This window comes from Micromonospora sp. WMMD956 (assembly GCF_029626125.1).
Lineage (GTDB): Bacteria > Actinomycetota > Actinomycetes > Mycobacteriales > Micromonosporaceae > Micromonospora > Micromonospora carbonacea.
The window spans coordinates 2,868,550-2,881,425 of sequence record NZ_JARUBI010000005.1; the positions used below are offsets into that span (position 1 = coordinate 2,868,550).

Genomic DNA, 12,876 nt, shown 5'->3' on the forward strand with positions numbered 1-12,876 from the left:
GGCGCTGCGGGCGTCCGGGTTCCGTCTCGTGGGAGGATCGCGCCGTGCCGTCGCTCTTCGCTTCGTACCTGCGGGTGTACGAGCCGCTGACCGCCTTCGACCGTGATCGCCAGTCCTTCTGGCGGCGCTACGTGCAACAGGGGCGGGCGGTGGCTCCGTCGGAGGGGCCCCTGCGGCAGCGCACGGCGGTCATCGAGGCGCTCGGCGCGGGCTGGACCCGCCTGCCCGACCTGCCCGAGGAGGCGTACGTCCTGGAGGTCGACGACGCCCTGCTGGTCTGCCCGTGGAACCTGCGGATCCGGGTGGCCGAGGCGGCGCTGAGCGCCCGCGACGGCGTGCCGTCGGTGCTGGCCGACGCGTTCGTGCCGCCGATCCTGGCCGGGCAGGCCAAGGCGGTCGTGGAGGACTGGCGCAGCGGGGCCCGGGTGCTGGAGCACGGTGTGCCGAGGGTGCACGAGCAGATCGCCACGTGGGGCGTGCCGCTGCGCTGGTTCGTCCTGTTCGACTTCGAGGAGCGGGACCTGGTGACCCGGCCCGGGCGGCGGGCGCTGCGCTACCGCACCGAGATCTCCAAGGCCCGCCGCCGGTCGTCGCGGGCGCTGTCGGTGCTGCGCAAGACCGTCGGCGAGGCGCCCATCACGGAGGCGGTCGAGGAGGCCGCGCGGTGGCTGGAGGAGTTCCACCCGCGCTCGGTGGTGGAGCTGGACTACGGCGGCCTGGTCCAGTTGCTCTCCGACGAGACCCTCGCCGAGGACGACTCCCCGGCGCTCGTCGCGGGCGGTCTCGCCGGGCTGTCCAAGGGTGAGGCCGACGAGGCGTCGGCGGCGTACGACCGGCTCGTCGCGCGGTGGCGTGCGGTCCAGTTGCTCGAACGGTGCAACTAGCCGCTGACCTGGGTAAAGAACGCCGCAAGGGGGCGCAAACCCCCCATGGAAGCGCTCCCAAGGTGAGATGCTCTCGTAGTTGGAGCATCACGACCAGTGATTATGAGTCCAAATAAGGTGGGTTCTGGCGTGTATTAGTCGTATAAATCGGGCATGGTTCATCCGTCCGTCTAGGGACCTTCGGCCGTTCGGCCCATGTCGGACATCGGGGACTAGCCGGACCATGGGAGACGCGTCGGCCGGCGGGACCCCGGCCGATGTCTATACCTGTGGAGGAGTGACCGATATGGCATCGCGAACGCACGAACCGGAGCCGCTGCTCACACCGGCCGAGGTGGCGTCGATGTTCCGTGTCGACCCGAAGACGGTGACCCGGTGGGCCAAGGCTGGCAAGCTCAGCGCCATCCGCACCCTGGGCGGCCACCGCCGTTACCGCGAGTCGGAGGTTCGCGCCCTGCTGCAGGGGCAGATCCCCCAGCAACGCCAAGGCGACTGAGCCAGTTCCTTCAGACGTACGGATCAGGGGTGGCAGAGCGATTCTGCCGCCCCTGATCCATGTCCGGCCCCCTCACCGGGGCCCCTCGTCTCCCGGCCCGGCCCCCTCGGTGAGAACCACCCGGATGCCCACCGTGCCGCCCTCCCCCCGGCGCAGCCGGCTGCCCAGCAGGCTGAGGCGGCCCACCAGCCGGTACTTCTGCTTCAGCAACTCGCGGATCCGGCGGGTCTGCGCCGGGTCGCAGATGGCCGCCCGGCCGGGCACCGCCGCACCGTGCGGGCGGCCCCGCACGTCGCACGGGGCGACCGTCACCTCGCCGCTGCGCCGGATCCGCTTCACCTTGCCCGAGTCGGCGACGGTCCACGCGGCCAGCGCGTCACCGTCACGGACCACCCACACCGGAGTGGGCACCGCCCGCCCGTCCTTGCGGAACGTGGTCAACAGCACGTACTTCTCGGCGCCCAGCCGGTCCAAGGTGGTCACGCCGCCAGGATACGGCCGCGCGACCCGGGGACAGCGGGGATAGCGTGAACCTTGTGACCGGGGAACCCAGGATCGGCGACGTCTTCGGCGAGCTGCTGCGCGACGCGCTCGCCGTGCAGCGCGGAGTCGGCGCCCGGCCGCTGGCCGGAGGGCGACTGCCCCGACCGGTCATCGAGGTCATCGAGCGGGACGACGGCCTGATCAACGGGGCCCCCGCCGCCCACTACCTGGCCGGGCCCGAGGACTGGCAGCCGTACGACCACCGGGCCGTGGACCGGGTGCGCGGCGAGACGCTGGACGTCGGCGTCGGCGCCGGCCGGATCGCGCTGCTGCTCCAGGAGCGCGGCGTGCCCGTGACCGGGCTGGACACCTCGCTCGGCGCGCTGAAGGTGTGCCGGCGGCGCGGCGTACGCGACCTGGTGCACGGCACGGTCGACGAGCACGTCGCCGACGGCCGGCGGTACGACACGTTCCTGCTGCTCGGCAACAACCTCGGACTGATCGAGGGGCGGGACCGGGCGCCGGCGTTCCTCGCCGCGCTGGCCGCGCTCGCCCGGCCCGGAGCGCAGGTCATCGCCCACGGCACCGACCCGTACGGCACCAGCGACCCCGTGCACACCGGCTACCACGAGCGCAACCGGCGGCTCGGCCGGCTCGGCGGCCAGCTCCGGCTGCGGCTGCGTTACCGCGAGCTGGGCACCGAGTGGTTCGACTACCTGGTCTGCTCGGTGGCCGAGCTGGCCGACCTCGTGCGCGGCACCCCGTGGCGGCTCGCCGACGTGGACGACCGGGACGCCCCGTACTACCTGGCGACGCTGACGCTCACGGGCTGAGCTGTTTGCAGGGGCCCCCTGTGCAACAGAATGCGTTAACAAGGGGCCCCTCCTTGCACGTCAGACCTGGACGGTCGGAGGGAGCTGCTCCGGCGGGAGGCCGCCGTCGCCGTCGACGACCTCGTCGGGGGTGCCGTCCTCGTCGAGGTCGACCATCGTGATGTCCACCTTGCCGTCGCCGTCCGTGTCGAACTGGAACAGGTCGGCCCGGCCGTCACCGTCGGTGTCGACCACCCAGACGTCGGTCTTGCCGTCGTTGTTGGTGTCCGCGCGGAGCAGGTCGACCCGCTCGTCGCCCCGGGTCTCCACGGTCTCGTTGGTCTCCACACTCTCCGGTGCCTGGCTCATGTCGGGTCCTTCCCTCGGTTGACGGCCGTCCTTACCCGGATCGACGCGCCCCCACGCATCCGCCGGGTGGCGGTGCTGCATAGGGTCGCACCCATGAGCCAGTGCAGCGAGCGCCCCGGCGCGGCGGAGACCCCGCGCGCCGGGCGGAGCGGGGAGACGTCATGAACGGTCGGTTCGTCGTCGTCGGGGCCGGCACGATGGGCCTCGGCATCGCCTACGTGGCGGCCGGCGCGGGATACCGCGTCGAGCTGGTGGAGGTCGACCCGGGCCGGGCCACCGCCGCCGGGGAGCGGCTGGGCGAGCTGTGGGAGCGGGCGGTGCAGCGCGGGAAGCTCACCGCCGACGCGGCGGCGGCCAACCGGGACCGGTTGACGCTGCGCCCGTCCCTCGGCGGGGTCGCGGCCGAGCCGGACGTGGTGGTGGAGGCCGTTCCCGAGCGGCTCGACCTCAAACGGGCGGTGCTGCGCGACGCCGCCGCCCTGCGCCCCGCGCTGCTCGGCAGCAACACGTCCAGCATCGCCATCGCCGAGCTGGCCGCCGGGCTGGACCGGCCCGAGCGCTTCCTCGGCCTGCACTTCTTCAACCCCGTCTGGGCGATGGCGCTGCTGGAGGTCGTGGTGGGCCCGGCCACCGCCGACGAGACCACCGCGGCGGCCGTCGCGCTCGCCGGCCGGCTGGGCAAGGACCCCGTCGTCGTACGCGACATGCCCGGCTTCGCCACCTCCCGGCTCGGGGTGACCCTGGGCCTGGAGGCGATCCGGATGGTCGCCGACGGGGTGGCCAGCCCCGCCGACATCGACAAGGCCATGGTGCTCGGCTATCGGCACCCGGTCGGCCCGCTGGAGCTGACCGACCTGGTGGGGCTGGACGTCCGGCTCGACATCGCCCGCACCCTCCAGGCCGCGTACGGGGACCGGTTCGCGCCGCCGCCGCTGCTGGAGCAGATGGTCGCCGAGGGGAAGCTGGGCCGGAAGTCCGGGCAGGGCTTCTACCACTGGGACGAGGGCGGCAGGCGGTGAGCGGCCTGCGCGTCGAGGAGCGCCCCGACCGGCTCGTGGTGACGCTCGACCGGCCGGAGAAGCGCAACGCGATCGACGCCGACCTGGTCGCCGAGCTGCACGCCGTCTGCGCCGAGCTGGAGGCCCGGCCCCGGCTGCTGCTGCTCACCGGCGGCACCGAGGGGATCTTCGCGGGCGGGGCGGACATCGGCCAGCTCCGCGAGCGCGGCCGGCTCGACGCGCTCGCCGCGATCAACTCGGCGGTGTTCGCCCGGGTCCGGGCGTTGCCGATGCCCACCGTCGCCGCCGTGGACGGGCCGGCGCTGGGCGGCGGGGCCGAGCTGGCGTACGCGTGCGACCTGCGGGTGTGCACGGCCCGCGCGGTGTTCGGGCAGCCCGAGGTGCGGTTGGGCATCCTGGCCGGCGCGGGCGCGACCCACCGGCTGCCGGCGCTCGTCGGCGAGGCCCTCGCCAAGGAGCTCCTCTTCACCGGCCGCCGGGTGGACGCCGCCGAGGCGCTGCGGATCGGCCTGGTCAACCGGGTGGTCGACGAGCCGGCCGAGCTGCTGCCCACCGCGCACGGGCTGATCGACGAGATGGCGAAGGGGTCCGCGCTGGCGCTGCGGCTGACCAAGCTGGCCGTGGACGCGCCCCCGGCCGCCCACCCGCACCTCGACCTGGTCAGCCAGGCGGTGCTGTTCGAGGACGAGGAGAAGCAGCGGCGGATGACCGAGTTCCTGGAGCGCCGCCGGGACCGGTGACCGCCGCTGTGCGACCGGAGCCGCAACCGCGACGGCCGCCCCCGCGATCCTGCGGGGGCGGCCGTCGCGCGAACAGCTCGACCGGGGCCGTCAGTGCCGGATCTGCATCCCGGAGTCGGCCAGCGCCCGGATCACCTGCGCGGACTCGCCGAAGCCGATGACCAGCACGGCGTCCGCGCCGTACTCCTTGATCTCGCGGGCCCCGGCGGTGAAGTCCGGCGGCGGGGCTTTCGCGTCGGCCGGCGGCTCGTACGTCAGCAGCTTCACCCGGTCGCCGTCGATGCCGGCCCGCTCCAGCTCGGCGCGGACGTTCTCCTGGAGGCCCTCGCCGTAGGAGTCCTTCCGGGCGACCAGGGCGATCCGGTGCGGTCCGTCGCGCAGGATCACGTCGGCCAGGGCCCGCCCCTGGAGGCTGTCCGGCGGGGCGGTGCGGAAGTAGAGCCCCTTGTCCTCGATCGAGGTCAGCCCGGCATCGGTGTTGGACGGCGAGAAGAGGACCAGGCCGGCGGCCACCACGTCCGGCAGGACGGCCCGGGAGATGCCCGACGCGCCCGCGCCGATGATGACGTGCACGCCGTCGGCGATGTGCTTCTCCACGGTCGCCTTCGCCACGGCCGGGTTCGTGCCGTCGTCCCCGTCGATCCAGCGCACGTCCTCGCCGAGCACGCCGCCCGCGGCGTTGATCTCCTTGAGGGCGAGCTCGGCCCCGGCGGCCAGCGGCGGATACGCGATGGCCAGGTCGCCGGTGCGCGGCAGCAGGCCGCCGAGGACCAGGGGCGCCGAGGGGGCCTTGCCGGTGCGCTGCCGGTGCGGCCGGGGCGGGTTCTTGGTGCTCGCCGCCGACTCGTCGCCGGCGCCGACGAACTCGGTCTTGCCGTCGTCGAGCTTCTCCTCACCGAAGGTCAGCGTGGCGTAGCTGGCGGTGGCCGGCTCGCCGGCGTCGGTGAACCCGGCCCGGTTGAGCGACACCCCCCGGTACTCGATGTCCCGGCCGTCCCGCGCCAGCCGCAGGCAGTCCGCCGCCTTCTCGCACCGCTCGCCGTTGTTGGTGACGCCGACGATCTGCTTGGCGATCGCGGCCGGATCGGTGCTGCCGGCCAGCTGCGCGGCCAGGGCGCTGATGATGACGGCGTCGTACGACTCGGCGGAGTAGAGGTAGTCCGTCAGCTTCGGGTCGACGGCGCGGAGCCGGTTCTTGAAGGCCTCCGGCAACGGCGTGAGCGGGGTCGTGCCCTTCATGCCGTCGAGCAGATCGGCGCGCTCCTTGAACTCCGCAGCGTACGCGTTGGTCATGTTGCCGTCGCTGCCGTAGAGGCGGACCTGTGGGTTGGTGGTCGCCTCCTCGGACTTGTCGGCGCCGCAGCCGGCGCCGACGAGGAGCAGCGCCCCGCACGCCGCCAGGGCGGCAACGCGCGAGCCGGGTGATACGAGCATGGTCGTCCTTCCTCCGGGAAAGGTCCGCTGCGCACATTAGCGTGCCTGGCTGATCGGCGGGACCGTGGAGCAGGGTCAAACCCCTGCTAGCCCCGGCGACGCACGGACCGTCACCGGGCGCGCGCTCTCGGGTGGTCACCGCTTGACCACCGGACGTACAGTTCGGCGGGTGACGGACGTACCGCAGCAGACGCTGGACGACGCGACCGCCGTGCTCCACTCCGCCCTCGCCGGGGACGGCGACGCGGTGGTGGGCACCTTCGACAAGGTGGTCGACCGGGCCGGCCTCGCCGGGGCGTACGGGGTGGCCTGGTGCCTCGCGGCCACCATGGTCGGGGACGTGCCCGCCTCCGGCGGCGCGGCGCTGGACTTCCCCGGCATCGACGAGGCCGGCTACGACACCCGCTGGGTGGCGCGCTTCGTCAGCGCGTACGCCAACGCCGACGCCGACACGGGGGAGGCCCTCTTCGGCGCGGCGGTCGCCGACGGCCTGCTGCCGGACTGCCTGCTGACCCTCGCCGGCTCGACGGTGGCGACCCTGCGCAGCCGGGCCGGCTGACGCCCGACACCCGACAGCGGGCCGGGCGTCGGGCGTCGTCGGTCAGAACGCGTGGTACGCGACCAGCGGCTCGTACTCGTAGCGCAGGTTCTGGAACCGGACCCGGAAGTTCACCCCGTCGCGGACGTTGGTGGCGATCGTCGTCCACCCCGACTTCGCGGGGAGGTAGGTCAGGTAGTTGCAGTTGTTGGTCTTGTCGACGAAGACCACGCACGCCTGGGTGCCGAAGCTGCTGTCGTTGCGGACGTTGACGTCCGCGCAGCGGCTGGTGGTCCGGTAGGTCCCGGCCTCGCCGCCCCAGCTTCCGGTCTGGAAGTACGAGCGCACGGCGCCGCCGTAGCAGGTGGCGTACGTGCCGGCGAGGTTGCCGGCCACCAGCGGCTGGGCGGGGGCGGCGACGGCGGGCGCGGCGACGGCGAGCGCCGACACTGCCGCGGCCGTCGAGGTGGACAGCAGGCGGACGACCGGGGACGACATGGGTGCCTCCAACGGGTTGTTGACCGTCCGGGTGGGACGGCCGACCGACCGGGACGATGATACTGGTCGATCTTCGCGGCGTCGGCCCGGCCGTGGCGGGCCCGGTGTGATAGCTCTGGTGGCATGTCGCAGGCCATGCTCGCCAAGGTGCGCAAGCTGCTGGCGAAGGCCGAGGACCCGGCCTGCACGCCCCAGGAGTCGGCCGCCTTCACCGCCAAGGCGACCGAGCTCATCGCCCGCTACGGCGTGGACCGGGCCCTGCTGGCGGCCCGCGACCCGACCACCGACCCGGTCGGCGACCGGGTGGTCGAGGTCGTCGCCCCGTACGCCCGGGACAAGGCCGGCCTGCTCGCGGCCGTCGCCGACCCGCTGCGCTGCCGCTGCGTGCGCCGCCGGCACGGCGACGGTTTCGCCATGCACCTCTTCGGTTTCGCCAGCGACCTGGAACGGGTCGACCTGCTCTTCACCTCGCTGCTGGTGCAGGCCGCGCACGGGCTGGCCGCCGCCGGGGTCCCGGCGGGCGAGCACCCGGCCGCGTTCCGGCGGTCCTGGCTCGCCGGGTTCGCCCAGGTGGTCGGCGCGCGACTGGCGGCGGCGGAGGCCGACGCGGTCGCCGACTCGGGCGGCCCCTCCGTCGCGCTCGTGCTGGCCGACCGTTCGGACCGGGTCCAGCGTCGGGTCGCCGAGGTCTATCCCCGGCTGCGCACGGCCGCGCCGAGGCGGCTCGCCGGCACCGGCTTCGGCTCGGGCGCGGCGGCGGGCCGCCGCGCCGACCTGGGCGGCCGGGAGGTCACCCCCGCGGCCCGGCCGGCACGGGGCCTCACCCGCTGACCGTCGCGCGGGCCGCCGTGGGGTTGACGCCGTTGGCGCGGGGTCGTCAGCTGTCGTGGGGGTGCAGGACGCAGGAAAGGTAGCGGGTCAGCAGCTCGTGCCAGCCGGCCGTGAGCGCCTCCCGGTACCCCTCGGCCGCCGCGCCGTGCCGGTCGAAGTGCCGATGCTCGACCTGCACCCGGGTCCACTCCGGGCCCTCGGGGAGGAACAACACCTCCACCTCGCTGGCCCGCGCCGGGTCGGGGACGGGCACCCGGTCCGGCCCGATCTGCCAGACGAACACCAGCCGGCGGGGCGGATCCCAGGTGAGCACCCGGCCCCAGTCGGCGCGGAACCCGTGCGGGCCGATCTCGTAGAGCATGCCGCCGGCGTGCGGCTCGACGCCCAACTCGACCAGCTCGGCCGGCCCGGACCAGGTGTATTCCGGCACCCACCAGTCGGTGAGGGCGCCGGTGAAGACCGCGAAGGCCCGTTCGGCGGGGGCGGGAACGAGGAGGCTGCTGCGGAGCGAGTACTGTGCGACGTCCTGCCGGACGGCTGTCGGACCGTCGATCTCCTGTCCCATAGGCCCGGACCATACCGGCTGGTGTCCTGAAGTGCAGCTTGCAAAGTGCCGGCTTGCAGACCCGCTGCGCCCGGATGTCGGACAGTCGCGCCGAGTGGTCGTCGAGCAACGCGCTGCTGCCGCGCGCGGCGCCTCATGCTGCTTGTGCGGACTCCCACGGGTAGGGCATCGCCCGGAGCCGCTCGACGTGGGCGAGGTGACGGCGCTGCCGTTCGTGGTCACCAGCGGCGGCGGCTTCGTCCGCCCAGCGCTGGACCTCCGCGATCCAGTCCTCGTGCTCGCTGCGCAGCGCGTCGTTGAGTGCCTGAACGTGCGGGTCCATCGTCATCGCCTCAACCTCCTAGCCGTTCGTCCAGCTTACCGAGTTCGTACCGGCTGTCTTCCACCTGACGGCGGTAGAACTCCTGATGAGTCTCGTACTGCGTGATCAGTTCGCGCGCCCGCTCGATGCGCTCAACGAGCCTGATGCGCTCGAACTCGTCCCGCTCGTTGGGCACCGTCATCGGCCCTCCCCGTCCAGCGAACCGCTCTGCCCCAACTCTTCCCCCTCCGGGCCCATACGCTCATCCGTTCAAACCGAACCGTTCCCCGGGACGCCTCTCCTGCTCGGCGCTGGAAGAGCACCCCTGACTCCCGGTGAGGGAGCGAGACGGTAGGGACATGATCAAAACCCTGCCGGCGGTAGTACCCATGAAGAGCCAGATTCGTTCGCCAGGCGTCCAAGCGAAGCCAACTCTTTCCTCGGTCAGCCGCTAGTTTCGCGGCGAAGTCAACCAGTGCCTCGCCGAGACCGCGGCCAGCGTAACCACGATCCACGATCACTCTGTGGACATACAGTGCGTCGCGTGGGTCGTCTTCCTCGCGCCAGAATTCGGGGTCTGCCAACTCGTCGACTACTGCCATCGCTGCGATGCGAAAGCCGTCAACAGCGACGTGGCACTCTCCCCGGCCGACCGCGTCTGTTTGATCTTTAGCGGTCCAGTTCAGGAAGTGTGTTCCCGCGCATGCGGGGGTGATCCCGCGCAGACCGGGCACGACTCGTAGGCGTCGCAGTGTTCCCCGCGCATGCGGGGGTGAACTTGGCGTACAACCTACGTGCGACCAGCGGTGGTGATCATGGGTGCCCGGCGATCAACCACGGACAGCGTTGATCGCTGCGATCCGGGCCGCACAAGCAAGATCCCCACCTGCGTTTCCGCTGGTGGGGACCTCTGTAGCCCGGCGAAAGGCTATGTGGCCAGGGGCGGGGTCGAACCGCCGACCTTCCGATTTTCAGTCGGACGCTCGTACCAACTGAGCTACCTGGCCGTGCTGCTCGGCTCATCGTACCCAAGGGGCGGGATCGCCGCCGGCAGGGCACCTGCTCCGATACGCAGAACGCCGCGCATCTTACGCGCGGCGTCAGCGCTTGCGGTCCTGACGGGACTTGAACCCGCGACCTCCGCCTTGACAGGGCGGCGAGCACTCCGACTGCTCCACAGGACCTTGCTGGTGTTACCGGTGTTGCTCCGGCTTGCGCCGGTCGTGCCCCCAACGGGATTCGAACCCGTGCTACCGCCTTGAAAGGGCGGCGTCCTGGGCCGCTAGACGATGAGGGCGGCCCCGCCATCATTGCACACTCGCAACTTCTAGCGGACTTGCTCCCATCCGGCCCCGCCGGAGGCTTCGAAAGCATACGTGACGGTCGGCCCACGAAACAAATCGGTATGGCCGGCGGCACATGAAGCCGGAAACCAGCAGGTCACGGGCGGTCTAGCCGATCCGGGTGAGCCCGTAGCGCCGCTTCAGGTCGCCGATGAGGTGGGCGCAGGCGGCGACCGTGGCGGCCCGGTTCCCGCCCCCGTCGTGCATCAGCACGATCGAGCCCGGCTTCGTCGCGCCCGTGACCCGTTTCCTGATCGTCGGGGCGGTGGGCTTCGCCCAGTCCTGCGGATCGACGGCCCAGTGCAGCGATCGCATGCCGAGCTGCTTCGCCACCGTCACCACCTCGGGGGTCCACCGCCCGCCCGGCTGCCGGTAGAGGGTCACCTTGGCGTCGGGCACCGCCGCCCGGATGGCGCGGTTGGTGCGGGTCAGGTCGGCGCGGATGTCGGCGACGGGTCGCCGGCCGAGGTCGATGTCGTGCCGCCAGCTGTGGTTGCAGAGCTGGTGTCCCTCGCGGGCGATCCGGGCGACCAACTGCGGGTGCTTGCGCACCTGCGTGCCGACCACGCAGAAGGTGGCCTTCGCCCCGGCTGCCTTGAGCTGGTCGAGGATCTTCGGCGTCCAGGCCGGGTCGGGGCCGTCGTCGAAGGTCAACGCCACGGCCTTGACGCCCGTGGTCCGACGCAACCCGGCCGGGAGCTTGGTGGGGCGCGGGCGCAGCGGGGGCGGGCTGGTGCGGGTGGGCCTGGGGGTGACGGTCGGCTTGGGTGTCGGCTCCGGCGGGGGCGCGGTCGGTGCCGCCGGGGAGGCGGCGGCCTCCGGCCGTCGGTCGGTCGTCCGCTCGCCGCAGCCGGCGAGGAACAACGCCAGGCAGAGGCCGAGCGCCAGTGCTCTCCGTACGCTCATCGTCACTCCGAGGGGTCGGGGGCCGTGGGCCACTCGACCGTAGTGGACGAAACGTGAACGGCGGCAGGGCGGTCAGGCCCCCGTCGACTGGTCCAGCGAGTCCCGCACGGCCAGGGCGAGCGAGACCGCCTCGGCGAGGTCGACCGGGCGGACCACGCCGGCCGGCAGCGAGTCGGCCCGCCAGCCCGGGCCGGCGGCCAGCACCAGCAGGGGCCGCCGCGGGCTGGCCAGCAGTGCGCTGAGCTGGGCCGGGTCGGCGGTGGCCCGGATGTGCGACCAGACCACCACGGCCGCCGGGCCGGTGCGGTTGACCGCCTCGACCAGGGCCGCCGTCGGCACCCGGGCGCCGAGCATCCGGTACGCGACGCCGGCCTCGGCCAGCGCGGCGGCGAGCGCCTCCAGCGGCAGGGTGTGCTGCTCCTCGTCGGCGCAGGAGAGCAGGATGCGGGCCGGGCCGGTGGCCGAGAAGGCGCGGGCGACGGTGGCGAACGCCTCCGAGACGCACCGCGACACCAGGTGCTCCACGTCGATGAGCCCGGCCGTGGCGGCGTGCCGCTCGCCGATGCCGACGAGCACCGGGCGCAGCAGCCCCTCCCAGGTGCCCACGACGCCGTCGGTGGCCAGGGCGTGCGCGATGGCCTCCCCGATCGCCACCGAGTCCAGCCGCATGGCGGCCCGGGCCAGCCCGCGGGCCGCCGGCCCGGCCCGGCCGACCGGGATGGTCTGCCCGCCGCCGTCGCGTCCGCTGCCCGGCCGGACCCGGTTGGCGCCGATGCCGGCCGCCGCGTCGCCCGGGGCGGGGGCGGGCACCTGCCGGGCCCAGCGGGCCGCCTCGGCCGGAGTGACCCCCTCGGCGGTGAGCCTGCGCATGATCTCCAGGCGCGCGAGGTCGGCCGGCGTGTACCGCCGGTGGTGGCCCGGCAGGTGCTGGCTGGGTCCCAGGCCGTACCGCTGGTGCCAGGTGCGCAGCGTGGTGACCGCGACACCCAGGCGGCGTGCCACGGCCCCCGCGCTCAACGCCTCATCGCCCACCCGACCGCTCCGCCGCCTCGTTCACCTCGTCGACGCAGGGACCGGCCGGTGCCGCGCCGCGCGCCGGCGGGGACGGGCGCAGCAGGCGGTTCACCACCCCGCCCAGCCAGGGGGCGTACGCCCGGGGGTCGGCGTCGAGGTCGGCCTCCAGGGTCGCCGGGTCGACCCAGCGCAGCTCGGCCACCTCGGCCGGATCCGGCCGCACCGGCAGGTCGGCCGGGACGTCGGCGCGCAGCACGTGGTCGTACTCGAACTCGACCCGCCCGGTGGCCGGGTCCTCGGCGTAGTAGACGTACACGCCGGCCTCGGTCAGCTCGACGGGCCCGACGCCCAACTCCTCGCCCAGCCGGCGGTTCGCGGCGGTCACCAGCGACTCGCCCGGCGCGGGATGGCCGCAGCAGGAGTTGGCCCAGCGCAGCGGGAACCGGGTCTTCACGGCGGCCCGGCGCTGGAGCAGCACCCGGCCGTCCGGGGCGACGAGCAGCACGGAGAAGGCCCGGTGCAGCCGGCCGGGCGGCTGGTGGGCGGCGGACACCGTCGCCTCGCCCCGCGCCCGGCCGTCGTCGTCGACCAGCTCGACCAGGTGCTCCTCGCGCACGCTCATCCCACACCTCCCACTACCCGG

General features: G+C 73.4%; 17 protein-coding genes and 3 tRNA genes. 7 read left to right on the forward strand and 13 right to left on the reverse strand.

The window, feature by feature from the left end; genetic code table 11:
• The first annotated feature begins 44 nt into the window (after positions 1–44).
• Together O7628_RS13205 and O7628_RS13210 are read left to right on the forward strand one after the other, a co-directional pair.
• Complete coding sequence (locus tag O7628_RS13205; protein WP_278130669.1) at positions 45–884, forward strand: hypothetical protein; 840 nt, start codon at positions 45–47, stop codon at positions 882–884.
• Positions 885–1,170: 286 nt separating this feature from the next.
• The gene (locus O7628_RS13210) at positions 1,171–1,380 is read left to right on the forward strand and encodes a BldC family transcriptional regulator (RefSeq protein ID WP_007073996.1); all 210 of its coding nucleotides are present in this window, start codon (positions 1,171–1,173) and stop codon (positions 1,378–1,380) included.
• A 72-nt stretch (positions 1,381–1,452) separates the two neighbouring features.
• Here O7628_RS13210 and O7628_RS13215 read toward each other — a convergent pair whose 3' ends face one another.
• Entirely contained in the window at positions 1,453–1,863 is a 411-nt protein-coding gene (locus tag O7628_RS13215) for a PPOX class F420-dependent oxidoreductase (protein ID WP_278130672.1), read from the reverse strand.
• 53 nt (positions 1,864–1,916) lie between these two features.
• On the opposite strand from O7628_RS13215, the gene O7628_RS13220 reads away from it, so the two are divergent.
• Positions 1,917–2,696: a methyltransferase domain-containing protein gene (locus tag O7628_RS13220; protein WP_278130689.1), complete on the forward strand. Its 780-nt coding sequence runs from the start codon at positions 1,917–1,919 to the stop codon at positions 2,694–2,696.
• Between the two features lie 60 nt (positions 2,697–2,756).
• Here O7628_RS13220 and O7628_RS13225 read toward each other — a convergent pair whose 3' ends face one another.
• Positions 2,757–3,044 (reverse strand): hypothetical protein, encoded by a 288-nt coding sequence (locus tag O7628_RS13225; RefSeq protein WP_043961229.1) that lies wholly within the window; start codon positions 3,042–3,044, stop codon positions 2,757–2,759.
• A gap of 161 nt (positions 3,045–3,205) precedes the next feature.
• Here O7628_RS13225 and O7628_RS13230 point away from each other — a divergent pair, with 161 nt between their 5' ends.
• Both O7628_RS13230 and O7628_RS13235 read left to right on the forward strand, forming a co-directional pair.
• Positions 3,206–4,063: a 3-hydroxyacyl-CoA dehydrogenase family protein gene (locus tag O7628_RS13230; protein ID WP_278130691.1), complete on the forward strand. Its 858-nt coding sequence runs from the start codon at positions 3,206–3,208 to the stop codon at positions 4,061–4,063.
• A complete protein-coding gene (locus O7628_RS13235; protein ID WP_278130693.1) occupies positions 4,060–4,803 on the forward strand; it encodes an enoyl-CoA hydratase/isomerase family protein in 744 nt (247 codons plus the stop codon). The genes O7628_RS13230 and O7628_RS13235 overlap by 4 nt, the downstream gene beginning before the upstream one ends.
• A 90-nt stretch (positions 4,804–4,893) precedes the next feature.
• Here O7628_RS13235 and O7628_RS13240 read toward each other — a convergent pair whose 3' ends face one another.
• Entirely contained in the window at positions 4,894–6,237 is a 1,344-nt protein-coding gene (locus O7628_RS13240) for an ABC transporter substrate-binding protein (RefSeq protein ID WP_278130695.1), read from the reverse strand.
• Positions 6,238–6,406: 169 nt separating this feature from the next.
• Between O7628_RS13240 and O7628_RS13245 the strand changes: the two genes are divergently transcribed.
• Positions 6,407–6,796: a hypothetical protein gene (locus O7628_RS13245; RefSeq protein ID WP_074475577.1), complete on the forward strand. Its 390-nt coding sequence runs from the start codon at positions 6,407–6,409 to the stop codon at positions 6,794–6,796.
• A 42-nt stretch (positions 6,797–6,838) separates the two neighbouring features.
• Here O7628_RS13245 and O7628_RS13250 read toward each other — a convergent pair whose 3' ends face one another.
• Positions 6,839–7,273, reverse strand: coding sequence for a hypothetical protein (locus O7628_RS13250; protein WP_141723826.1), 435 nt, complete (start codon positions 7,271–7,273; stop codon positions 6,839–6,841).
• A gap of 123 nt (positions 7,274–7,396) precedes the next feature.
• Between O7628_RS13250 and O7628_RS13255 the strand changes: the two genes are divergently transcribed.
• Positions 7,397–8,104 (forward strand): DUF2786 domain-containing protein, encoded by a 708-nt coding sequence (locus O7628_RS13255; protein ID WP_278130700.1) that lies wholly within the window; start codon positions 7,397–7,399, stop codon positions 8,102–8,104.
• 46 nt (positions 8,105–8,150) lie between these two features.
• Here the strand turns inward: O7628_RS13255 and O7628_RS13260 are convergent, their stop codons facing one another.
• From O7628_RS13260 to idi, 9 genes are all read right to left on the reverse strand, one after another.
• Positions 8,151–8,669, reverse strand: a complete 519-nt coding sequence (locus O7628_RS13260) for an SRPBCC family protein (RefSeq protein ID WP_074475575.1) — start codon at positions 8,667–8,669, stop codon at positions 8,151–8,153.
• A 133-nt stretch (positions 8,670–8,802) separates the two neighbouring features.
• Positions 8,803–8,991 (reverse strand): hypothetical protein, encoded by a 189-nt coding sequence (locus O7628_RS13265; RefSeq protein WP_278130703.1) that lies wholly within the window; start codon positions 8,989–8,991, stop codon positions 8,803–8,805.
• Positions 8,992–9,001: 10 nt separating this feature from the next.
• On the reverse strand, positions 9,002–9,172 hold the full coding sequence (locus tag O7628_RS13270) for a hypothetical protein (RefSeq protein WP_278130704.1): 171 nt from the start codon (positions 9,170–9,172) through the stop codon (positions 9,002–9,004).
• Positions 9,173–9,903: 731 nt separating this feature from the next.
• Positions 9,904–9,977 (reverse strand) — tRNA-Phe (locus O7628_RS13275).
• Between the two features lie 103 nt (positions 9,978–10,080).
• Positions 10,081–10,154: transfer RNA gene (locus tag O7628_RS13280), tRNA-Asp, on the reverse strand.
• A gap of 40 nt (positions 10,155–10,194) precedes the next feature.
• Positions 10,195–10,267, reverse strand: a tRNA-Glu gene (locus O7628_RS13285).
• 154 nt (positions 10,268–10,421) lie between these two features.
• Complete coding sequence (locus O7628_RS13290; RefSeq protein WP_278130706.1) at positions 10,422–11,219, reverse strand: polysaccharide deacetylase family protein; 798 nt, start codon at positions 11,217–11,219, stop codon at positions 10,422–10,424.
• A gap of 72 nt (positions 11,220–11,291) precedes the next feature.
• The gene (locus O7628_RS13295; RefSeq protein ID WP_278130708.1) at positions 11,292–12,251 is read right to left on the reverse strand and encodes a MerR family transcriptional regulator; all 960 of its coding nucleotides are present in this window, start codon (positions 12,249–12,251) and stop codon (positions 11,292–11,294) included.
• A complete protein-coding gene (idi, locus tag O7628_RS13300; protein WP_278130710.1) occupies positions 12,241–12,855 on the reverse strand; it encodes an isopentenyl-diphosphate Delta-isomerase in 615 nt (204 codons plus the stop codon). Before idi ends, O7628_RS13295 begins: the two co-directional genes overlap by 11 nt.
• Between the last annotated feature and the right edge of the window lie 21 nt (positions 12,856–12,876).

What these genes read in the sequence shown, in the direction of transcription:
- O7628_RS13225 (WP_043961229.1), bottom strand. Translation starts at nt 3,044, where the DNA reads ATGAGCCAGGCACCGGAGAGTGTGGAGACCAACGAGACCGTGGAGACC.
- O7628_RS13210 (WP_007073996.1), top strand. Translation starts at nt 1,171, where the DNA reads ATGGCATCGCGAACGCACGAACCGGAGCCGCTGCTCACACCGGCCGAG.
- O7628_RS13265 (WP_278130703.1), bottom strand. Translation starts at nt 8,991, where the DNA reads ATGGACCCGCACGTTCAGGCACTCAACGACGCGCTGCGCAGCGAGCAC.
- O7628_RS13260 (WP_074475575.1), bottom strand. Translation starts at nt 8,669, where the DNA reads ATGGGACAGGAGATCGACGGTCCGACAGCCGTCCGGCAGGACGTCGCA.
- O7628_RS13230 (WP_278130691.1), top strand. Translation starts at nt 3,206, where the DNA reads ATGAACGGTCGGTTCGTCGTCGTCGGGGCCGGCACGATGGGCCTCGGC.
- O7628_RS13255 (WP_278130700.1), top strand. Translation starts at nt 7,397, where the DNA reads ATGTCGCAGGCCATGCTCGCCAAGGTGCGCAAGCTGCTGGCGAAGGCC.
- O7628_RS13270 (WP_278130704.1), bottom strand. Translation starts at nt 9,172, where the DNA reads ATGACGGTGCCCAACGAGCGGGACGAGTTCGAGCGCATCAGGCTCGTT.
- O7628_RS13240 (WP_278130695.1), bottom strand. Translation starts at nt 6,237, where the DNA reads ATGCTCGTATCACCCGGCTCGCGCGTTGCCGCCCTGGCGGCGTGCGGG.
- O7628_RS13290 (WP_278130706.1), bottom strand. Translation starts at nt 11,219, where the DNA reads ATGAGCGTACGGAGAGCACTGGCGCTCGGCCTCTGCCTGGCGTTGTTC.
- O7628_RS13250 (WP_141723826.1), bottom strand. Translation starts at nt 7,273, where the DNA reads ATGTCGTCCCCGGTCGTCCGCCTGCTGTCCACCTCGACGGCCGCGGCA.
- idi (WP_278130710.1), bottom strand. Translation starts at nt 12,855, where the DNA reads ATGAGCGTGCGCGAGGAGCACCTGGTCGAGCTGGTCGACGACGACGGC.